The sequence below is a fragment of the Microbacterium sp. F1-18 genome, assembly GCF_052921305.1.
Genome location: NZ_JBREVD010000002.1, coordinates 355250 through 376207, shown reverse-complemented (window position 1 = coordinate 376207; position 20958 = coordinate 355250). Strand labels below are relative to the sequence as shown.

General features: G+C 68.2%; 20 protein-coding genes. 11 read left to right on the top strand and 9 right to left on the bottom strand.

Annotation, left to right across the window (positions count from 1 at the left end):
• Positions 1–74 precede the first annotated feature (74 nt).
• The 4 genes from ACU6RU_RS05925 (at position 75) to ACU6RU_RS05910 (ending at position 3442) form a co-directional block, all read left to right on the top strand.
• Complete coding sequence (locus tag ACU6RU_RS05925) at positions 75–659, top strand: ATP-dependent Clp protease proteolytic subunit (RefSeq protein WP_023950833.1); 585 nt, start codon at positions 75–77, stop codon at positions 657–659.
• A gap of 23 nt (positions 660–682) precedes the next feature.
• On the top strand, positions 683–1348 hold the full coding sequence (locus tag ACU6RU_RS05920; protein WP_023950830.1) for an ATP-dependent Clp protease proteolytic subunit: 666 nt from the start codon (positions 683–685) through the stop codon (positions 1346–1348).
• 169 nt (positions 1349–1517) lie between these two features.
• Positions 1518–2786 (top strand): ATP-dependent Clp protease ATP-binding subunit ClpX, encoded by a 1269-nt coding sequence (gene clpX / locus ACU6RU_RS05915; RefSeq protein WP_120262640.1) that lies wholly within the window; start codon positions 1518–1520, stop codon positions 2784–2786.
• A 59-nt stretch (positions 2787–2845) separates the two neighbouring features.
• Positions 2846–3442, top strand: a complete 597-nt coding sequence (locus tag ACU6RU_RS05910; protein WP_289331452.1) for a dihydrofolate reductase family protein — start codon at positions 2846–2848, stop codon at positions 3440–3442.
• A 10-nt stretch (positions 3443–3452) separates the two neighbouring features.
• On the opposite strand, the gene ACU6RU_RS05905 is transcribed toward ACU6RU_RS05910, so the two are convergent.
• Complete coding sequence (locus tag ACU6RU_RS05905) at positions 3453–5495, bottom strand: M3 family metallopeptidase (protein ID WP_446726113.1); 2043 nt, start codon at positions 5493–5495, stop codon at positions 3453–3455.
• Positions 5496–5564: 69 nt separating this feature from the next.
• Between ACU6RU_RS05905 and ACU6RU_RS05900 the strand changes: the two genes are divergently transcribed.
• Both ACU6RU_RS05900 and ACU6RU_RS05895 read left to right on the top strand, forming a co-directional pair.
• A complete protein-coding gene (locus ACU6RU_RS05900) occupies positions 5565–6188 on the top strand; it encodes a helix-turn-helix domain-containing protein (protein WP_446726112.1) in 624 nt (207 codons plus the stop codon).
• Between the two features lie 2 nt (positions 6189–6190).
• Positions 6191–7504, top strand: a complete 1314-nt coding sequence (locus ACU6RU_RS05895) for an MFS transporter (protein ID WP_446726111.1) — start codon at positions 6191–6193, stop codon at positions 7502–7504.
• Between the two features lie 22 nt (positions 7505–7526).
• Here ACU6RU_RS05895 and ACU6RU_RS05890 read toward each other — a convergent pair whose 3' ends face one another.
• The 5 genes from ACU6RU_RS05890 to ACU6RU_RS05870 form a co-directional block, all read right to left on the bottom strand.
• A complete protein-coding gene (locus ACU6RU_RS05890; protein ID WP_120262635.1) occupies positions 7527–7760 on the bottom strand; it encodes a hypothetical protein in 234 nt (77 codons plus the stop codon).
• A 1-nt stretch (position 7761) separates the two neighbouring features.
• Entirely contained in the window at positions 7762–10341 is a 2580-nt protein-coding gene (valS, locus tag ACU6RU_RS05885) for a valine--tRNA ligase (RefSeq protein WP_446726110.1), read from the bottom strand.
• 104 nt (positions 10342–10445) lie between these two features.
• Positions 10446–11267, bottom strand: a complete 822-nt coding sequence (locus tag ACU6RU_RS05880) for a MetQ/NlpA family ABC transporter substrate-binding protein (RefSeq protein WP_289329541.1) — start codon at positions 11265–11267, stop codon at positions 10446–10448.
• A 32-nt stretch (positions 11268–11299) separates the two neighbouring features.
• Positions 11300–11971: a methionine ABC transporter permease gene (locus ACU6RU_RS05875; protein WP_259455169.1), complete on the bottom strand. Its 672-nt coding sequence runs from the start codon at positions 11969–11971 to the stop codon at positions 11300–11302.
• On the bottom strand, positions 11968–12729 hold the full coding sequence (locus ACU6RU_RS05870; RefSeq protein WP_446726109.1) for an ATP-binding cassette domain-containing protein: 762 nt from the start codon (positions 12727–12729) through the stop codon (positions 11968–11970). Before ACU6RU_RS05870 ends, ACU6RU_RS05875 begins: the two co-directional genes overlap by 4 nt.
• 45 nt (positions 12730–12774) lie before the next feature.
• Here ACU6RU_RS05870 and ACU6RU_RS05865 point away from each other — a divergent pair, with 45 nt between their 5' ends.
• Positions 12775–13191 carry an OsmC family protein gene (locus ACU6RU_RS05865; protein WP_120262631.1) on the top strand — a complete coding sequence of 139 codons (417 nt, stop codon included), beginning with the start codon at positions 12775–12777 and terminating at the stop codon, positions 13189–13191.
• 10 nt (positions 13192–13201) lie between these two features.
• Here the strand turns inward: ACU6RU_RS05865 and ACU6RU_RS05860 are convergent, their stop codons facing one another.
• Entirely contained in the window at positions 13202–13708 is a 507-nt protein-coding gene (locus ACU6RU_RS05860; RefSeq protein ID WP_120262630.1) for a GNAT family N-acetyltransferase, read from the bottom strand.
• Positions 13705–14388, bottom strand: a complete 684-nt coding sequence (locus ACU6RU_RS05855) for a hypothetical protein (RefSeq protein WP_120264303.1) — start codon at positions 14386–14388, stop codon at positions 13705–13707. The genes ACU6RU_RS05860 and ACU6RU_RS05855 overlap by 4 nt, the downstream gene beginning before the upstream one ends.
• A gap of 212 nt (positions 14389–14600) precedes the next feature.
• Between ACU6RU_RS05855 and ileS the strand changes: the two genes are divergently transcribed.
• From ileS to ndk, 4 genes are read left to right on the top strand one after another with little or no spacing between them, the layout of a single operon-like run.
• Positions 14601–17978, top strand: a complete 3378-nt coding sequence (ileS, locus tag ACU6RU_RS05850) for an isoleucine--tRNA ligase (protein WP_446726108.1) — start codon at positions 14601–14603, stop codon at positions 17976–17978.
• Positions 17975–19327 carry a bifunctional folylpolyglutamate synthase/dihydrofolate synthase gene (locus tag ACU6RU_RS05845; protein WP_120262628.1) on the top strand — a complete coding sequence of 451 codons (1353 nt, stop codon included), beginning with the start codon at positions 17975–17977 and terminating at the stop codon, positions 19325–19327. Before ileS ends, ACU6RU_RS05845 begins: the two co-directional genes overlap by 4 nt.
• Positions 19315–19716, top strand: a complete 402-nt coding sequence (locus ACU6RU_RS05840) for a DUF4233 domain-containing protein (protein WP_120262627.1) — start codon at positions 19315–19317, stop codon at positions 19714–19716. Before ACU6RU_RS05845 ends, ACU6RU_RS05840 begins: the two co-directional genes overlap by 13 nt.
• 1 nt (position 19717) lies before the next feature.
• On the top strand, positions 19718–20134 hold the full coding sequence (gene ndk, locus ACU6RU_RS05835) for a nucleoside-diphosphate kinase (protein ID WP_289329546.1): 417 nt from the start codon (positions 19718–19720) through the stop codon (positions 20132–20134).
• Between the two features lie 63 nt (positions 20135–20197).
• On the opposite strand, the gene ACU6RU_RS05830 is transcribed toward ndk, so the two are convergent.
• The gene (locus tag ACU6RU_RS05830; RefSeq protein WP_289329547.1) at positions 20198–20797 is read right to left on the bottom strand and encodes a vitamin K epoxide reductase family protein; all 600 of its coding nucleotides are present in this window, start codon (positions 20795–20797) and stop codon (positions 20198–20200) included.
• Positions 20798–20958: the final 161 nt, after the last annotated feature.

Below are 20958 nucleotides of genomic sequence, written 5' to 3'. Positions count from 1 at the left end.
GGCGAACACGGTCGGGGGCACGTGGCGGCGTCGGTAGATTCGACACGTCACGAAACTTCGGATCAGGAGCACACATGGCTGACCCCCTCATCGCAACAAGCGTCTTCGACAGACTGCTCAAGGACCGCATCATCTGGCTCGGGTCGGAGGTGCGCGACGAGAACGCGAACGAGATCTGCGCGAAGATCCTCCTGCTCGCCGCCGAGGACTCCGAGAAGGACATCTACCTCTACATCAACTCGCCCGGCGGATCCATCACCGCTGGCATGGCGATCTACGACACGATGCAGTTCGTGCCGAACGACATCGTCACGGTCGGCATCGGCATGGCCGCCTCGATGGGACAGCTGCTGCTGACCGCGGGCACCAAGGGCAAGCGCTACATCACCCCCAACGCCCGGGTGCTGCTTCACCAGCCGCACGGCGGCTTCGGCGGAACAGCCAGCGACATCCAGACGCAGGCGCAGTTGATCCTCGACATGAAGCGCCGACTCGCCGAGATCACCGCGGCGCAGACAGGCAAGTCGGTCGAGCAGATCAACGCCGACGGTGACCGCGACCGGTGGTTCACCGCGCAGGAGGCCCTCGAGTACGGCTTCGTCGACCACATCCGCGAGTCGGCCACCGACGTCGTCGGCGGCGGCGGCACCGAGAACTGATCGACCGGAGGAGAAAGACAACGATGAACACACCCGCCTTCGGCCTTCCCCACGGCGCTGCGATGCCCTCGAGCCGGTACATCCTGCCGCAGTTCGAGGAGCGCACCGCCTACGGCTACAAGCGCCAGGACCCCTACAACAAGCTGTTCGAGGACCGCGTCATCTTCCTCGGCGTACAGGTCGACGACGCGTCGGCGGATGACGTCATGGCCCAGCTGCTCGTGCTCGAGTCGCAGGACCCCGACCGCGACATCATCATGTACATCAACTCGCCCGGCGGATCGTTCACGGCCATGACCGCGATCTACGACACCATGCAGTACGTGTCGCCCCAGATCCAGACGGTCGTGCTCGGTCAGGCCGCCTCGGCGGCGTCGGTGCTGCTCGCGGCCGGTGCGCCCGGCAAGCGTCTGGCGCTTCCGAACGCCCGGATCCTGATCCACCAGCCCGCTGTCGGCGAGGCCGGCCACGGGCAGGCATCCGACATCGAGATCCAGGCCGCCGAGATCCTTCGAATGCGGACCTGGCTCGAGGAGACGATGGCACGCCACACGAACCGTACGCAGGAGCAGGTCAACAAGGACATCGACCGCGACAAGATCCTCTCGGCGCACGAGGCGATGGAGTACGGCATCGTCGACCAGGTGCTGACGTCGCGCAAGCGCACCCCCGCGGCGATCACGTCCTGACACGCGAGCTCACGTCGTATGGCCCCGGCATCGAGCCGGGGCCATACGTGTCATTGCGGCCGTTCGAATCGAACGCCGCGCAAATCCGCGGTGATGTCCGCGGGAGAGGTTAGGCTCGGAGCACCACGCTCTCAGGGGAGCGATGGATTCCGGCATCCAGGAGGGGTACATGGCTCGCATCGGTGAGAGTGCCGACCTGTTCAAGTGCTCGTTCTGCGGAAAGAGTCAGAAGCAGGTCCAGCAGTTGATCGCAGGACCCGGCGTCTACATCTGCGACGAGTGCGTCGAGTTGTGCAACGAGATCATCGAAGAGCGCATGGCCGAGTCGGGCGACGAATCTGTCGCCGAGTTCGATCTTCCGAAGCCGCGCGAGATCTTCTCCTTCCTCGAGGAGTACGTCGTCGGCCAAGACCCGGCAAAACGCGCCCTCTCCGTGGCCGTCTACAACCACTACAAGCGCGTGCGCGCACACTCGACACTCCAGCCGGCCGAACAGCGCGCGGACGACGTCGAGATCGCCAAGAGCAACATTCTCCTGCTGGGCCCCACGGGCTGCGGCAAGACCTATCTCGCTCAGACTCTCGCGAAGCGCCTCAACGTTCCCTTCGCGGTCGCCGATGCGACCGCCTTGACCGAGGCCGGTTATGTCGGCGAAGACGTCGAGAACATCCTCCTCAAGCTGCTGCAAGCGGCCGACTTCGACGTCAAGCGCGCCGAGACCGGCATCATCTACATCGATGAGGTCGACAAGATCGCGCGAAAGGCCGAGAACCCCTCGATCACCCGCGACGTTTCGGGTGAGGGCGTGCAGCAGGCCCTCCTCAAGATCCTCGAGGGCACCGTCGCGTCGGTTCCGCCCCAAGGCGGACGCAAGCACCCGCACCAGGAGTTCATCCAGATCGACACGACGAACGTCCTCTTCATCGTGGCGGGCGCCTTCGCCGGGCTCGAAGAGATCATCTCCTCGAGGGTCGGCAAGCACGGCGTCGGCTTCGGCGCGCCCCTGCAGGAGAAGGACAAGCAGCTCGACCTCTTCCGCGAGGTCGAGCCCGAAGACCTGCACAAATTCGGCCTCATCCCCGAGTTCATCGGCCGTCTTCCCGTCGTCACGTCGGTCGCGCCATTGGACCAGAAAGCGCTCATCGAGATCCTCACCGGTCCGAAGAACGCCTTCGTGAAGCAATATCAGCGGATGTTCGAGCTCGACGGCGTCGAGCTCGAGTTCGAAGACGACGCACTGCGTGCGATCGCCGACCTCGCCGTCGCCCGCAAGACGGGTGCCCGCGGCCTGCGCGCCATCCTCGAAGACGTCCTCGGGCCGATCATGTTCGAGATCCCCTCGGCCGATGACGTCGACAAGGTCATCGTCACCCGGGCTGCCGTCGACGAAGGCGCCGCCCCGACGCTCGTCCTTCGTCAGAAGCGCAAGAGCGCCTGACATCACCGGCGGTCACGCACCGCCGCGGTGGTGTCGGACGTACGGCATAGCATCGCGTCATGCAACGCATCCTCTTCGATACGGCGAGCTCGCTCGACGGTTTCATCGCCGACGCCGGCCACTCGCTTTCCTGGCTCTTCGCGGTCGATGGGGGCGACGAGCCCGACGCGAGACTGGTTCCCGCCGATGCCGGCGTGCTGGTCGAAGGGTCGACGACATACGAATGGCTTCTCGCCGAGTCCGATCTGCTCGCACATCCCGACCGGTGGCAGGAGTTCCACGGCGATCGGCCGACGTTCGTCTTCACCTCGCGCGATCTGCCCCGCCCTGCTGGCGCGGACATCACCTTCGTCTCCGGACCGGTCGCGGATGTCCTCCCGCGCATCCGAGCGGCTGCCGGTGAACACGACATCTGGGTCGTCGGCGGGGGAGACCTGGCGGGGCAGTTCCTCGATGCGAACGCGCTCGATCAGATCGCGGTGTCGTTCGCACCCGTGACGCTCGGTCGCGGATCGCCCCTGCTTCCGCGCCGCGTCGAATCGAACCGGCTCGCGTTGCGATCGGTCGAGCAGGTGGGGGCGTTCGCGCGCCTGGTCTACGACGTCAGGCCCACCGGTGGAGGCAATGCCCCGCTCCCACCGGTGGATCCCGCGTGAATGATGCGATTCAGGCGCTGAGGCCGCGGCGCGCGAGGAGCGGCTCGATGCGGGCGTCACGCCCCCGGAAGTCACGGTATGCCTCGAGCGGGTCCTTCGAGCCTCCGACGCCGAGCAGCCGCTCGCGGAAGCGGTCGCCATTGGCACGGGTCAGTCCGCCGTTCTCTTCGAACCACTCGACGGTGTCGGCATCGAGGACCTCGCTCCAGATGTAGGAGTAGTACCCCGCGCTGTAGCCGCCCGAGAATATGTGGGCGAAGTAGGTCGACGAGTAGCGTGTCGGCACCGCCGGGTCGTCGAGTCCGATGTCGGCCAGCGCCGCGGCTTCGAAGGCGGCGACGTCGGTGACCGCGGCTGCCTCGTCGGCACTGAGCGAGTGCCATGCGAGGTCCAGCCATGCGGCCGCGAGGTACTCGCTGGTGGCGAATCCCTGGTTGAAGGTGCCTGAGGCCTGGAGGCGCGCAACGATCTCCGACGCGAGCGGTTCGCCGGTCTCGACATGCCGTGCGTAGTTGGCGAGCACCTCGGGGTGGTAGATCCACATCTCGTTGACCTGGCTGGGAAACTCGACGAAGTCACGGAAGACGTTGGTCCCGGCGAACGTCGGGTACGTCACCGCGGCGAACAGCCCATGCAGCGCGTGTCCGAACTCGTGGAAGAGAGTCGTGACCTCATCGAGCGTCAGCAGCGTGGGGGTCCCCGGAGCGGGCTGGGGCACGTTGAGGTTGTTGACGACGATCGGTGTCGTACCGCGCAGTTCGGACTGCGACGCGATCGAGTTCATCCAAGCCCCGCCACGCTTGGTGTCGCGGGTGTACAGGTCGAGGATGAACAGGCCGAGGTGCGAACCGTCCTCGTTCGTGACCTCGAAGACACGGACGCCGTCGTGATAAGCGGGCAGGTCGTCGCGCTCGCGGAAGGTGATGCCGTAGAGCCGCGTGGCCGCGAAGAAGACCCCCTCGCGCAGCACTCGCTCGGCCTCGAACCAGGGGCGGAGCGCCGTCGTGTCGATGTCGAGGGTGCTGGCACGCACGCGCTCCGTCGCATAGGCCCAGTCGGCGGCCCCAACCGTTTCCGCGTCGAGGATCTCCGCGAGCGCGTGCTTCTCACGCTGTGCATTCTGTGCGGCGGGCGCCGCGAGCTTGCGGAGAAGCGATGAAACGGCCTCCGGGCTGCCGGCCGTCTGATCGGAGGTGACGTACGCCGCGTGCGAGGGGAAGCCGAGCAACTCGGCGCGTTCGGCGCGAAGCCTGACGATCTCGAGCAGCACGGGGCGGTTGTCGTGGGGTCCGCTTCTCGAGCCACGCGACCGCGACGCGGCGAGGATGCGCTGGCGGGATCGGGGATTCGTCAGGGACGCAAGTGCGGGGTGCCCTGTGAAGAGCGTCAGCGTGATGACGAAGGCGCCGGGAAGACCTCGATCGTCGGCGGCGCGTGCGGCGGCGGAGAGCTCGCCGTCGCTCAGCCCATCGAGCTCTTCATGCGTCTCGAAGACGACGGCGAGATCGTTGGTGTCGGCGAGAAGATTCTTCTCGAAGGTCGTGGTGAGTACGGAGAGCCGGCGGTTGAGCTCGGTCAGTCGCTGCTTGGCCGGCGCGTCGAGCCCCGCGCCGGCGTGGGTCATCTGCACGAACCTCCGCTCCAGCAGGTAACGCTGTTCGTCTGTCAGCCCCAGGTCGGCACGCGCACCGTACAAGCGTTCGATCCGGGAGTACAGCCGTGAATCGAGCAGGATCGCGTCAGAGTGCGCGGACATCATCGGCGCGAGCCGTTCGTCGACCTCCTGCACCGCCGGCGTCGCGTCGGCGGAGCTGACGGTGTAGAAGGTGCGGGCGACGTGGCCGAGGAGCTCGCCGCTCTTCTCCCAGGCCGCCACGGTGTTCTCGAACGTCGGCGGCTCGGCGCTGCCGGCGATGGCGTCGATCTCGGAGCGCTGCTGATCGAACGCCTCTGCGAACGCGGGGAGGTAATCGGAGACGGAGATGTCGCGGTAGTCCGGGAGCCCCCAGGGGAGCGTCGGTGAGGCCAGAAGCGGGTTCGAGGATGCCGGCATCCCCCCAGCCTACGACGATTCGCAAAGAACATGTTGCAAAGAACTACTTGCAAAGATACCTTTGGATCCATGACCGTCAAGCAGGACGAGGCGCCGGGCCGCCGCGACATCCGCACCCTCGATTCCGGAGCGCTTCGGGCGCTCGCTCACCCCGTGCGCGTGCGTCTGTACGACATCCTCAGTCAGCAGGGCCCTCAGACGGCCAGCTCTTTGGCCGCGATGACGGGGGAGTCGTCGGGTTCGACCAGCTACCACCTGCGCGCGCTTGCGAAGCACGACCTCATCCGCGAGATTCCCGAGCGCGGCACCGCGCGAGAGCGCTGGTGGGAGCGTCCCAGCGGAGGTGTCTCATTTCCCGGGCCCGACACGATGCGCACCCCCGCGGGACGCGCGGCGACCCAGGTCGTGATGGGGGAGTTCCTCGATCGCCGCCACGACCAGCTCATGCGTTTCGTCGGAACCACTCTGCGAGACGAGCTCGATCCGTGGGCCGAGAAGGCGTTGATCACCTCGGCCACCGTCTCGCTGACGGTCGAGCAGCTCGGCGAGGTCAATGCCCGGATCCAGCGCGTCATCGACGACGTCGTCGACGAGTACCGCATCGCCCCGGGCGCCGAACCGACCCCGTCCCCGGACCGCCGGATCGTGTCGCTGCGCGCCGAAGCATTCCCGATCACCACCGAGAGCGACTGATCATGAGCGTCATCACCGCCTCCTCGACCCTCACGCCGCCGTCGGCCCGCCCGCTCGGGCGCGACTTCTCGCGGCTGTGGACGGCCGCCGCGTTCAGCAATCTCGCTGACGGTCTCGGACGCACCGCCGTCCCGCTCATCGCGACGACCCTCACGCGCGACCCCTTGCTGATCTCCCTGCTCGGCGCAGCAGCATTCGTCCCCTGGCTGGTCTTCGGCGTCCCGGCAGGCATGATCGTGGATCGTTTCGATCGTCGTCGCGTCATGGCTCTCGCCAACACGGTGCGCGGCCTCGCTGCGGTCGGACTCGCGGTGCTGACGGTCACCGGCGGTCTCGATGTCACCTGGCTCCTGGTGGGCACCCTCGTCTTCGGGTTCGGTGAGACGCTCTTCGACAACGCGACCAACGCGGTCATCCCGAGTGTCGTCGCCCGCGACCAGCTCGATCGTGCGAACGGTCGGATTCAAGCCGCGCAGATCACGATCGACAGCTTTCTGGCACAGCCGGTCGCCGGGGTCCTCTTCGCCGTGTCTCTCGGACTGCCACTGTGGCTCGGCGCCGCGGGGTACATCGTCCCGATCGCCCTTGCGCTCCTGCTCCCGGTGGCCGCGGCGCGGTCGCGCTCGTCGTCCGTCGTCGGCGGCGACCGGGGCGAGGTCGTCGCCGGCGCTGTTCCGGAGCCCCTGCCCGCAGCGCCCGCCGCACCGGTTCCCGCGCGCGACGCGTTACGGTACCTCTGGCGCCATCGCTTCCTGCGCGCCCTGGTCGTGTTCACCTCGGTCGTCGGATGCGCGTTCGCCTTCGCGCAGGCGCCCACCTTGCTGTACTTCCTCGACGTTCACGGCCTCCCCGAGATCGCCATCGGTTTCGTCACGGCGGGCGTCGGCGTAGGCGCACTCGCGGGCTCGCTCCTCGCGGCGCGCCTGGTGAGCCGGTGCGGGCGTGGCAATGTGATGTGGGGCGCGAACCTGGCCGCCGCGGTGTGCATGGTGGGGGTGGGTTTCGCCCCGAACCTCGTGGTGGCGATCGTGGCTTACGCGGGAATGGCCTTCGCGGTGTCGTTGTGGAACGTACCCTGGGGTGCGCTGCGACAGCAGATCATCCCGCCGGACCTGTTCGGACGCACTCTCGGCATCATCCGGACACTCACGTGGGGCCTCTTCCCGGTGGCCACGGTTCTGGGCGGTATGGTCGCATCTCTCGACCTGCGACTGCCCTACATCACGGCGGGGATCGTGTGTCTCGTCGCGACGACGATCTGCACGCGCCTCATCCGATCCGCGTCCGCACAGGTCTCTCCCGCCGTCTCGGAGTGAGCGACGGGAGAAACCTGCGGCATCAGAACGTGTCGTCGTCGATCTGACCCACCACGGGCTCGCCCGCGGCGTCGAGTGAGACCACGACACCGGTCTCGAGCTCGGCCACGGGGCGTCCCTCGAGCCAGGTCAGAGTCCACTTCGGGCGGGGATCGACGTCGAGCACGCGATCGACCGCGTGGATCTGATCACGGAATGCGGCGGGCAGCGAGGCCGGCGGTTCGTCGCCGCTCGTCCACCGCGTTCCCAAGCGCACGTCAGACCTCCTGCGGCGCGAGCTCGACGCGCTCCACGACCAGGTCGCCGTCGCCCTCGAGGAGATCGAGCTCGGCGATGCGTCCGACCGCCTTCAGGTCGCCCTCGGCGCGACGCAGGCGCTCGATCGTCGCGGCATCCGCGCGGAGCGAGAGAACGGAGACGGGGGTCTTCTGCGAGGCCTTGGCCTCCGTCTTCGCCCGTCGGATGCCGATGAGCGCGGCGCTGGCGGTGGTGAGGACGGCCGGGTCGCCATCGATGCCGCTGGCCTCGGGCCACGAGGCCGTGTGCACGGAGCCCTCCTCGAACCACGACCATGCTTCCTCCGCCGCGAAGGCGAGGACGGGCGCGAGCAGACGCAGAAGCGACGAGAGGGCGAGACGCAACGCCAGTGCCGCCGACGCTTGTCCCTCGTCGGAACGGTCGTAGGCGCGCTCCTTGACGAGCTCGAGGTAGTCGTCGCAGAAGGTCCAGAAGAACGCCTCGGTGATCTCCAGTGCGCGAGCGTGGTCGTAGGCCTCGAACGCGCGAGTGGCGTCGACGATCACCCGGTCGAGCGTGGCCAGCATGGCGGCGTCGAGGTCGTGAGTCACTGCGGCCCCCTCGGGGACCGGGAACGAGAGCACGAACTTCGCGGCGTTGAGCACCTTGATCGCGAGTCGGCGCCCGATCTTGACCTGCGTCGGGTTCTGGGGGTCGAACGCGGCGTCGGAGCCGAGGCGACTCGAAGCGGCCCAGTAACGCACCGCGTCCGTGCCGTGCTGCGCGAGGATGTCGGCGGGGGTGACCACGTTGCCCTTCGACTTCGACATCTTCTTGCGGTCGGGGTCGACGATGAAGCCGGAGATCGCGGCATCCGACCACGGCGCGCGGCCGTCCTCGAGTGCGTTGCGGAGCATCGTGGAGAACAGCCACGTGCGGATGATGTCCTGTCCCTGGGGACGCAGGTCGAAGGGGGCCACGAGCTGCCACAGCTGTTCGTCGCGCTGCCATCCGCCGGCCAGCTGCGGCGTCAGCGACGACGTCGCCCAGGTGTCGAAGATGTCGCGCTCCGCGTCGAAACCGCCCGGCACGCCTCGCTGGTCTGCGGTGTAGCCCGCAGGGACATCGGTGGTCGGGTCGATCGGGAGCTGCGATGGGTCGGGGGTGATGACGCGGTCGTAATCGCGTTCGCCGTTCTCGTCGAGGGCGTACCAGATCGGGATCGGCACACCGAAGAAACGCTGACGCGAGACGAGCCAGTCGCCGGTGAGGCCGTTGGTCCAGTTCTCGTAACGCACCCGCATGAAGTCGGGGTGCCACGACATCTCCTGGCCGAGCGAGATCAGGCGGGAACGCAGCTCTTCATCGCGCGCACCATTTCGCAGGTACCACTGGCGCGTCGAGACGATCTCGAGTGGACGGTCGCCCTTCTCGAAGAACTTCACCGGGTGACTGAAGGGCTTGGACACCTCGAGCAGCTCGCCGGACTCCTGCAGCAGCTCGACGATGCGCTTCTTCGCGCTGAAGACGGTCTTGCCCGCGAGTTCCGCGTAGGCCGCGCGTGCGGAGTCGGTGACGATGACCTCGGGAGCGTCGGCGATGATGCGGCCGTCGTGTCCCAGGATCGTGCGGTTGGGCAGATCCAGCTCACGCCACCAGATGATGTCGGTCACGTCACCGAACGTGCAGATCATCGCGATTCCCGAGCCCTTGTCGGGTTGCGCGAGGTGGTGCGCCAGAACCGGCACCTCGACGTCGAAGAGGGGCGTGCGGACCGTCTTGCCGAAATAGGGCTGGTAGCGCTCGTCATCCGGGTTGGCCACGAGTGCGACGCAAGCCGGCAGCAGCTCGGGTCGCGTCGTCTCGATGTGGATGTCGCCGCTGCCGTCGGTCTTGTGGAACGCGACACGGTGGTACGACGCCTGCTGCTCCCGATCCTCGAGCTCGGCCTGCGCGATGGCAGAGCGGAAGTCGATGTCCCAGAGCGTGGGGGCGAGGGCCTGGTAGGCCTCGCCGCGGTCGAGGTTTCGCAGGAACGCGAGCTGGCTGATGCGGATCGTGTCGTCGGAGATCGTCCGATACGTCTGGGTCCAGTCGACGGAGAGGCCGAGCTGCCGGAAGAGCGACTCGAACTGCTTCTCGTCCTCGATCGTCAGCTTCTCGCAGAGTTCGATGAAGTTTCGCCGGCTGATGGGCACCTGATCGGCGGCACGGCTCGACTTGTTGTCGCCGCCTTCGAACGGCGGTACGAACGACTCGTCGTAGGGGAGGGTCGGGTCGCAGCGCACGCCGTAGTAGTTCTGAACGCGGCGCTCGGTCGGGAGGCCGTTGTCGTCCCAGCCCATCGGGTAGAACACGCTCTTGCCGCGCATGCGCTCGAACCGCACCTTGAGGTCGGTGTGGGTGAACGAGAAGACGTGACCGATGTGCAACGATCCGGATGCCGTGGGGGGCGGCGTGTCGACGGAGAAGACACCGCCACGGCCCGTCTCAGCGGCGCGGGCGCGGTCGAAGAGGTAGGTGCCCTGCTCGGCCCACGCGGCGTCCCACTTCTGCTCGAGGCCTTCCAGAGCGGGCTTCTCGGGAATGTGCGCTGTCATGGGAACTCCTCGACGATATGTGCGGCACTGTGTGAGCGTGCCTGAGTGTGCGTCCTCCGAGTCTACCGGGGGTGGGGCGCCGCGCTGGTGCCCCACCCCCGGCGTCAGAAGGCGGCCTCGATCGTGGCGTTGCCCTCGATCACCTTGCGCACCTCATCGCTCGTGAACGCGTCGATCAACGCCCGAGTCGCCGGAGAGTCCGCCTCCGCCGAGGGGACGACGAGCTGAAGTGCGAAGCGGTCGTCGAGCTCGGTGAGCAGACCGTCGTCCTGCGGCGTGAGGCCGAGCGCGGCGATGTGCGAGGGCCACTGGAACACCAGGTCCGCCTCGTCGTACGCCGTGTTCAGCTGGTTGATCTCCAGCGACAGGAACTGGAGGTTCTTCGGGTTCTCCGCCACGTCGTCGAGCGTGGCGGCGTACGGGTCGACGCCGGGGGCGAGGCCGATGATGTCGGCGTCGGCCAGCAGCTTGAGCGCCCGTGCGGTGTTGGACGAGTCGTTCGGGATGGCGACCGTGGCACCGTCGGTGAGCTCGTCGATGTCGCGCAGTGTCTTGGAGTAGAACGCGATGACGAAGTTGTAGACGGGCTGAACGGCCTCGAGCGACGCGCCGTTCTTCTCGTTGAACTCCGTCATGTACGGCTCGTGCTGCGAGAAGTTGGCGTCGATGTCGCCGGCCGCGAGCATGTTGTTGATCGTGACGTAGTCCGACACCGGAACGAGCTCGATCTCGTACCCGTCGGCGATCGCCGCTCCGGCAGCCTCGACGATGTCGGTGGCCGGGGCGGTCACCGCGCCCACGCGCAGTGTCGTGACCGCGGAATCCGCGTCGCCGGGCGAACCGGCGCAGCCGGCCAGGAGCCCGGCAGCCGCCAGGGTGGCGACAGCCGCCGTGGCGATGCGGGTGCGAAGGGTGCGAAGGGGCATGGGTTCTCCTCGTGAGAGCGGATGGATGAGGGTCAACGGTGGTCGAGGCGGACGGACAGCCGGTGACCGATCGATTGGACGATCAGCACGACGGCGAGGATGACCGCGATCGTGAAGTACATCAGTGGGTAGTCGTACTCCTGGTAGCCATAGCGGAGCGCGAAGTCGCCGATGCCGCCACCGCCGACCACTCCGAGCACAGTGGAGTACGACAGCAGGCTGATCGTGGCCGAGGTGAGCGCGTAGACGAGGCCGGGAATGGCCTCCGGCAGGAGGAAGCGCACGATCGTCTGGGGGAGTGTCGCCCCCATCGTGCGGGCGACACGAGGAATGCCGGGGTTGATCTCCCGCAGGATCTGCTCCACCAGTCGTGCGTAGATCGCGACCGCGACGAAGCAGAGGGAGAACGTGGCCGCCGGGGTGCCGAACGTGGTCCCGTAGACGAGCCGGGTCACCGGGATGAGGAACACCACGAGCAGCAGGAACGGGAAGGACCGCACGATATTGATGAAGAGGTTCCCGACCCACCACACGACACGGTTCGGTGCAGTGCCGCCCCGGCGCGTCAGGTACACGAGCATGCCGAGCGGGAGCCCGAGCACCACAGCAGCTGCGAGCGAGACGACGAGCATGTAGCCGGTCTCCCCGAGCGCCTCCAGCAGATCCTCACCCCGGCGCCCGAGCGATTCGCCGAGGCCGGTCACGCGCCCAGCTCCCGCCGCGCCCGATCGAGGTAGGTCTCCTCTGCGAACCCCGCGTCCGGCTCCACCGACAGGATCTCCCGCAGGCGCCCGTCCTCGACGAGAGCTACGCGGTCGCAGATCCGCCGGACGACGGTGAGATCGTGCGTCACGACGACGACAGTCGTGCCGAATCGGTCACGAGCCTCGCGAAGAAGCGTCAGCACGCCATCCGTGGTCGTGGCGTCGAGTGATGAGGTCGGCTCGTCGCACAGAAGGATGTCGGGGCGAGCGACGAGGGCTCGGGCGATGCCGACCCGTTGGCGCTGGCCACCGCTGAGCTGCGAGGGATAGGCGTCCTCGCGGCCGGCGAGACCCACGAAGCCGAGCATGTCGTCGACCGCACCGCGTCGCTCGCTCGCCGGTACGCGCCCACGGGGGCCGCGCAGGTCGAGCGCCAGCGCGACGTTCTGGCGAACGGTGCGGTTCGCGAGCAGGTGCACCCCCTGGAACACGACCCCGATGCGCCGACGCAGGCCGCGCAGCGCCGCTCGGCTGAGTCCCGCGGGGTCGTGACCGAGGACCCGCACCGTGCCCGCCGTCGCCCCGACCTCGGCCGTGAGGAGCGACAGGAGGGTGCTCTTGCCCGCGCCGCTCTCACCGATGACTCCGAAGATCTCGCCGGACGTGACAGCGAGATCGATGTCGACGAGCGCACGAGCTCCGCCCGAGTACGTGACGCCGACCCCGCTGAGGGTGATCGGATCGTCGGTCGGTGGCACGCGGCATCCTCTGATAGTTGGACGACGTTCAACTATAGTCGACGAATGGTCATCCGATACCGCACCTCCGCGCTCAACGACGACGGCGGAACGGGGGTGAGCCGCGTGCCGGACGGCGTTGAGGTCGCCGTCTCCAACCCGTTGCAGCCGGGCCACGACACCCACGCGAGCAATCCGGAGCAGTTGCTGGCATTGGCGTGGTCGACATGTCTGAACGCCACGGCTCAGGCGATCGTCGCCGGCCGCCACCGCACGAAGGTGCGGGTCGAGGTCGCCCTGCGCGATGCCGAGGAGCGCCCGGGCTACGAGTTCGTCGCCACGGCTTTCGTGTCGGGCGAGGGCCTGGACGAGAGCGGAGCTTCGCAGCTGGCCGCTGCGGCGCACGACCGGTGCCCCGTGTCGCGGCTCCTCGAGGCCTCGCCGCTGGCCGAAGTGCGAGGCGAGGCCTGGGCGGTGACCTGATGAGCCGCCGTCAGCGGTCGACGGCGAAGCCGAGATGCGGCATGTCGACGCCGCGGTAGTGCACCATGAACCGGCGGCGCACCGTCATCCCGAGCCGGATGGCGACGTTCATGGAGGCGATGTTGGTGTCGCGCACCTTGGCCCAGATCGCCGGTGCGCCGAGTTCGCGGAATCCCCAGTCGCGCGCCGCCGTGGCTGCCTCGGTCGCGTACCCGCGATGCCAGTGCGCCCGCTGGAACAGGTACCCGACCTCGAGCACCTGCTCGTCGCCCACGTACTGGCGTGTGATGCCGCACTGCCCGATCATCCCGGCGCCGGGAAGATCGACGGCCCACAGGCCGAATCCGTCCTCGTCGTATCTCTGGAGGTTGCGTGCGAGCCACTGCGCGCTCTCGTGGTCGTCGAACGGCCCCTCGTAGGCGGTCATCGCGACAGGGTCCGTGAGGATCTCGCGAAGGGGGCCCAGGTCGTCCTCGGTCATCGGACGAAGCACCAGGCGCTCCGTTCGAGCGATCACGGGTGCGAGTCCCCGGCGGAGTCGTCGTCGCGGACGTCCCACCCGAGAGCAACGCCGAACGCGGCGGCGTGCACCTCGATCTGGCGCCGGGATGCGGTGGCGCCGGCAAGCGCCCGGATGTCGGTGAACGCGAGCGCCTCGAGACCGCGGAGATCGAGGTCGGTGCTGGAGAGCGCCCGGGTGTCGAACTCGTCGACCGTGGTGTTCGCGAATCGCACTCGTTCCAGGAGCGCGCCGGGAGCGTCGAGCGTGCCGATGCGGCAATCGATGATCTCCACGTCGCGCAGCGTCGAGGCCGGAACCGAGAGGTAGTCGATCCGGATGCCGCGCAGGATCACGCCGTCGAAGCGAGCCCGCTGCGCGTCGAGTGTGCCGATCCTCCCTCCGATGAGGGTCACGGTGCGCCAGGTGCCGTCGCCGACGCGCAGCTCGGGGGTCGCGAGATCGCGGATGACGACGTCGCTGAGGACCGCGCCGGTGAGATCGAGCCGCTCAGGAGCACCGGGCTCGACGACGCTCTCGCTCAGTCGCGCGTGGGCGCCGTCCACCGAGCCGCCACCGACCGAGACGGAGACCTCGACGAGATCGCCGTGCCGCGACAGGGTGGCGGGCTCGAGATGACGCGGCAGATCGGGGTCGCTCACGCGAGGGGGTGCCGGACGGGTACGCGGACGGGCCATACGATCAGCGTATGCCGACGGTATGATGGGGTCATCAGCACCGATCCGGCCATCACCGGGGAGCTCTCGGAAGAACGGCGGTCATCCGCTCAGTAGAACCGAGCGGGGCAGGCCCGTCACAGCCGCTGGGAGAGTGGCCCTCCGGGGCAAGCGGGGTGGTACCGCGGTCGCACGATCGTCCTCGCAGGAAGTCCGACCCTGCGAGAGAAGCCATGACCTATCCGAAGTCCTCTGCTTTCGGCCCCGCCGCCGACAGCGTCGTGCCGAGCCCCCGCTTTCCCGACCTCGAGCGCGAGGTGCTCGCGTTCTGGCAACGCGACGACACCTTCCGCACCTCGATCACGCAACGCGAGGGCGCACCCGAGTGGGTCTTCTATGATGGCCCGCCCTTCGCCAACGGCCTGCCGCACTACGGGCACCTGCTCACCGGGTACGCGAAGGACGTCTTCCCCCGGTTCCAGACGATGCGCGGCAAGAAGGTCGACCGCGTCTTCGGGTGGGACACCCATGGGCTGCCCGCGGAACTCGAGGCGATGAAGCAGCTCGGGATCACCGAGAAGAGCGAGATCGAGGCGATGGGCATCGCCGCCTTCAACGAGAAGGCGCGCTCGTCGGTGCTCGAGTACACACGCGAGTGGGAGGACTACGTCACCCGGCAGGCGCGCTGGGTCGACTTCGAGCGCGGATACAAGACGCTCGACACGGGCTTCATGGAGTCGGTGCTCTGGGCGTTCAAGGAGCTGTGGGACAAAGACCTCGCCTACGAGGGCTACCGGGTGCTGCCCTACTGCTGGCGCGACGAGACTCCGCTGTCGAATCACGAACTGCGCATGGACGACGACGTCTACAAGATGCGACAGGACCCCTCCGTCACCGTGACCTTCCCCTTCGTCGGCGCGAAGGCCGAGACGCTCGGACTCACCGGCGTCCGTGCCCTCGCCTGGACGACGACGCCATGGACGCTTCCGACCAACTTCGCCCTCGCCGTCGGCCCGGACATCCGCTACGTCGTGCTGCCCGGCGGCCCGGCCGGCGCTGCCGACGTCCACGAGGACCGCGCCGAGGCCGACGCCCATCGCTACCTGCTCGCCGAGGATCTGCTGGGCGGATATGCCAAGGACCTCGGCTACGGCGACGTCGACGAGGCGCGCGCCGCGGTCGAGCGGACCGTCGTCGGCCGCGAGCTCGCCGACGTGCAGTATGACCGGCTCTTCGACTACTACGCCGATGCCGAGACCTGGGGAACGGGGTCGGCGTGGCGCGTGCTGGTCGATGACTACGTCACGACGACCGACGGCACGGGAATCGTCCACCAGGCTCCGGCCTACGGTGAGGACGACCAGCGCGTCACGGCCGCTGCCGGCATCCCGCTGATCATGAGCCTCGACGACGGCGGACGGTTCCTGCCCCAGGTCGCGGATGTCGCGGGCGAGCTGTGGATGGACGCCAACCGACCGCTGATCCGCCTGCTGAAGGCCGAGGGACGTCTGCTTCGCGAAGCGAGCTACGAGCACTCGTACCCGCATTGCTGGCGCTGCCGCAATCCGCTGATCTACAAGGCGGTGTCGAGCTGGTTCGTGCGCGTCACGGCGATCAAGGACCGCCTGCTCGAACTCAACGAGCAGATCACGTGGGCACCCGAGAACGTCAAGCACGGGCAGTTCGGCAAGTGGCTCGAGGGCGCGCGCGACTGGTCGATCAGCCGAAACCGCTTCTGGGGCTCGCCGATCCCGGTCTGGAAGAGCGACGACCCCGAGTACCCGCGAACCGACGTGTACGGCTCGCTCGCCGACATCGAACGCGACTTCGGTCGCCTGCCGCGCAACGAGGCGGGCGAGGTCGACCTGCACCGGCCGTTCATCGATGACCTCACGCGTCCGAACCCCGACGACCCGACCGGCCGCTCGACGATGCGCCGCATCGAGGATGTCTTCGACGTGTGGTTCGACTCCGGGTCGATGCCGTACGCACAGGTGCACTACCCCTTCGAGAACCGGGAGTGGTTCGACGAGCACGCTCCGGCCGACTTCATCGTGGAGTACATCGGACAGACCCGCGGCTGGTTCTACGTCATGCACGTCCTCTCCGGCGCCCTGTTCGACCGGCCGGCGTTCTCGGGCGTCGCCTGCCACGGCATCGTGCTCGGCAGCGACGGTCAGAAGATGTCGAAGTCGCTACGGAACTACCCGGACGTGTCCGAGGTCTTCGACCGCGACGGTTCCGACGCGATGCGGTGGTTCCTGATGGGCTCGTCGGTGCTCCGCGGCGGCAACCTCGTGGTCACCGAGGAAGGCATCCGCGCCGGCGTCCGAGAGTTCCTGCTTCCGCTGTGGAACACCTGGTACTTCTTCGCCACCTATGCCAACGCGGCCGGCGGCGAGGGCGGCACGGGGTACGCGGCACGGCGGCGCACCGACTCGACGAACGTGCTCGACCGCTACATCCTCGCTCTGACCGGCGACCTCGTACGCGACGTGGCCGCCGACCTCGAGGCGCTCGACTCGACGATGGCGGCCGCCAAACTGCGCGACTTCGCCGAGGCGCTCACGAACTGGTACATCCGCCGCTCCCGTGATCGCTTCTGGGTGGGGGTCGTGCCGGGCGACGATTCGTCGACCGAGGCGTTCGACACCCTCTACACCGTGCTCGAGACGCTGACCCGTGTCGCGGCGCCGCTTCTGCCGCTCGTGAGCGAGCGGGTCTGGCAGGGCCTCACCGGCGGACGGAGCGTGCACCTCGAGGACTGGCCCGACGCAGGGGAGTTCGCCCCGGCTGCCGACATCCGCTCGGCGATGGATGCGGTCCGCGAGGTGTCGTCGGTCGCCAACGCACTGCGGAAGAAGGAGGGGAAGCGGGTGCGGTTGCCCCTTCCTCAGCTCACGGTGGCCATCACCGACGCGGTGGCGCTGGAGCAGTTCTCGGACATCCTCCGCGACGAGCTCAACGTGAAGGATGTCGCTGTGGCCGAGCTTTCGGACGACCTCGCGGCCTCGTATGGCATCAGCCAGCGACTCTCGGTCAATGCGCGCGCGGCCGGGCCGCGACTGGGCAAGCAGGTGCAGCACGTGATCGCCGGCGCGCGCGCGGGCCTGTGGAGCGAGCAGGACGGTGTCGTGACGGTCGACGGGATCGCTCTGGAACCCGGGGAGTACGAGCTGACGCTCGAGGCGGGCGGTGTGGCCGAGGGAACGGCGATCGCACTGTTGTCCGGCGGCGGATTCGTTCTGCTCGACACCACGACCACGCCGCAGCTCGAAGCCGAGGGGCTGGCCCGCGACGTCATCCGGGCCGTGCAGGACACGCGCAAGGCCGCCGGTTTCGAGGTCAGCGACCGCATCCGACTCGGACTCACCTTCGACTCCGACGATGACGCCGCCGCGGTCGCATCGGCGTTCGAGGCCGCTGATGTCGCGGGCGAGACACTGGCTCGCGAATGGGCGGTGCGGTCCCGGTCGCAGACCCTCGCGACATCCGCGGAGCTCGCCGCCGAGGGCAGCGCCGACTTCGAGGCCGTCGTCGCCGCCAAGACCTACGCGAACCAGGCCGGCCTCACCGTGAGCGTCACCCGTCTGACAGGAGAGAACGCATGACCGATCAGGCCCGGGCGGACGCCGTCTATGCAGCGCTGCTGCAGCGTCAGGGGGAGCAGTGGGTGCAGCCGCGCGTCGAACGTACGCGGCGCGTCCTCGAGCTGCTCGATGATCCGCAGCGCACCTATCGCGTCGTCCATGTGACGGGCACGAACGGCAAGACGTCCACCAGCCGCATGATCGAGAGCCTCGTTCGAGCACACGGCTTGCGCACCGGGCTCTTCACCAGCCCGCATCTCGAACGGTTCACCGAGCGGATCCTCATCGACGGCGAGCCGATCGCCGACGCAGCCGTCGCCGACGCATGGGAGGAGATCTCGCCGTTCGTCGATCTGGTGGATTCGGAGCTGGATGCCGCAGGCGACGCACCGCTGACGTTCTTCGAACTGCTCACCGTGCTTGCATTCGTCGCGTTCTCCGACGCGCCGGTCGATGTCGCCGTCATCGAGGTGGGTATGGGCGGGTCGTGGGACTCCACCAACACCGCCGACGGCGACGTCGCGGTCATCGGGCCCATCGCTCTCGACCATGCCGATCGCCTCGGGGAGACGATCGCCGAGATCGCTGCGGTGAAGGCAGGGATCATCAAGCCCGGCGCGGCAGTCGTCTCGGCGGTGCAGACCCCCGAGGCTGCTGCGCAGATCCGCGCGCGCGCGGCGGAGGTCGCCGCGACCGTCGGGTTCGCCGGAGATGACTTCGGCCTGTCGGGGCACAGTCTCGCCGTGGGCGGGCAGCAGATCAGCGTCCGTGGCCGGGCGGGGGAGTACCCGGAGCTCTACCTGCCGCTGTACGGCTCGCACCAGGCGGAGAACGCCGCTCTGGCCGTCGCCGCAGTGGAGGCCCTCATCGGGGCCGAGGACCAGGCGCTGCACGCGGAGGTGGTGGCGGATGGCCTCGGCGCGGTGACGTCTCCCGGTCGGCTGCAACTCCTCGGCATCAGCCCCACCGTCCTCGTCGACAGTGCCCACAACCCGCACGGGGCCGCCGCCCTCGCCGCGGCGCTGCGCGAATCGTTCGACTTCGATGAGTGGGGCGTCGTGCTGGGTGTGCTGGGCGACAAAGACGCCTCCGGGATCGTCGACGCCCTCGCGCCGGTCGCGACGCACGTGTTCGCGACCGCACCGGACTCGGAGCGCGCTTCGGAGCCGACCCTCGTCGCCGACCTGGCGGAGGATCGCGGACTCGGTGTGACCGAGCACCGGGACCTGGTCGAGGCGGCCGAGGCCGCACGCGAGTGGGCTGCGGCCGCGGAGCGTCGCGCGGTCGTCATCGCGGGTTCCGTCGTGCTCGCCGGAGAGGCGATCGCCCTCGCCGGCGCGGAGGACTGGAAGTCGGGATGGCAGGCGTGAGCCGGGCGCGCGAGCGCCGTCGTCGCGGGGCCGCCGAGTCCCTCGGGTCGGTCGTGCTCGGCTTCGAGTCGATCGTCGTCTTCCTCGGCGGGCTCACGGTCTACGGACTGGGCGTTCTCCCCGACGGCATCCCGGACTGGTGGGGGGTCGTCGCTGGAGCTGTGCTCGCCGTCGTGATGATCCTCACGTCCGGGGTGCTCCGGCACCGGTGGGGCATCGTGCTGGGCTGGGCGCTCCAGGTCATCCTGGCTCTCGGCGTGTTCCTCGTGCCCGCGCTGGGAATCGTGGCGCTGGTTTTCGGGGGCATGTACGCATATGCGACGATCAAGGGGGCTGCTCTCGACCGGCGGAACGCCGCCCGCGCAGCCGACGAATCGAACGGAGACTGACATGCCCACCGAAGAGACCCTCGTCCTCGTCAAGCCCGACGGTGTGGCCCGCGGCCTCACCGGCGCGATCCTGGCCCGTATCGAGGCGAAAGGCTACGCGCTCGTCGACATCCGTCTCGTCGAGGCTGATCGCGAGCTGCTCGAGAAGCACTACGCCGAGCACGCCGGCAAGCCGTTCTACGAGCCGCTGCTCGAGTTCATGCAGAGCGGGCCCTCCGTCGCGATCCGCCTGGCAGGAAACCGCGTCATCGAAGGCTTCCGCTCGCTCGCCGGGACCACCGATCCCACGACCGCCGCCCCGGGAACGATCCGCGGCGACTTCGGCCGCGACTGGGGGCTCGCGGTCCAGCAGAACCTGGTCCACGGCTCTGACAGCCCCGAGTCCGCCGCCCGTGAGCTGCAGATCTGGTTCGGCTGACCTTCCCCGCGACATTCCGCCCGCGACTCGACGTCATGACGTCGGCTCGCGGGCGTCGTGGTTTCAGAGGAAACCGATCCAGTCGAGGCGGATCTGCGCGACGACGGCGATCGCGACATAGCTGAGCACGGCCAGCAACGGGACCCAGCCGGAAAGACTCGCCGCCACGGCGCGCCCCCGTCGCGGGAGCGGCACGACGCCCGACCGCAGGACATGCAGGGTCACCGCGTAGAAGCTCGGGATCGTCACGAACCAGGTGACCATGCACCACGGGCAGAGGGTGCCGAGCACGAAGATGCTCTGCGAGATGAGCCAGATCACGAACCCGAAGGCGAACGCCATCCCTGCCCAGAAGAGCAGCCAGAACCACCGTGAGAAGCGGGCTCCGGCGAGGATGGCCGCGCCGACGACGACGGGCGCGACCCAGCCGGTCAGCCCGAGCAGAGGATTGGGGAAACCGAAGACCGAGCCCTGCGGGGAGGTCAGGTTGGCGCCGCACTGGACCACCAGGTTGAAATCGCAGGATGCCGTCGCCGTCGCGTCCTCGAGAAGATGCAGGCGCTCGGTGGTCAGAGCGAACGCGGCGATCCAGCCGATGACGCCCGCGATCATCAGCCAGACGGCGAGAGCGACGGGGCGGGCGTGGCTGCGAGGAGCGGACATGACGGCGATTATCCCATCGCACTCGATGACCCGGCCGTGAGGCTCGGAGCCCGCGTCCCACGAAGCGACGCGCGTAGTGCGATAATGGATGTCGATGCACGCACGCAGCCGCGCTGCGACAGTGCTTCACGAGAGACTTCGGGCAATGGCTGCCCACGCAG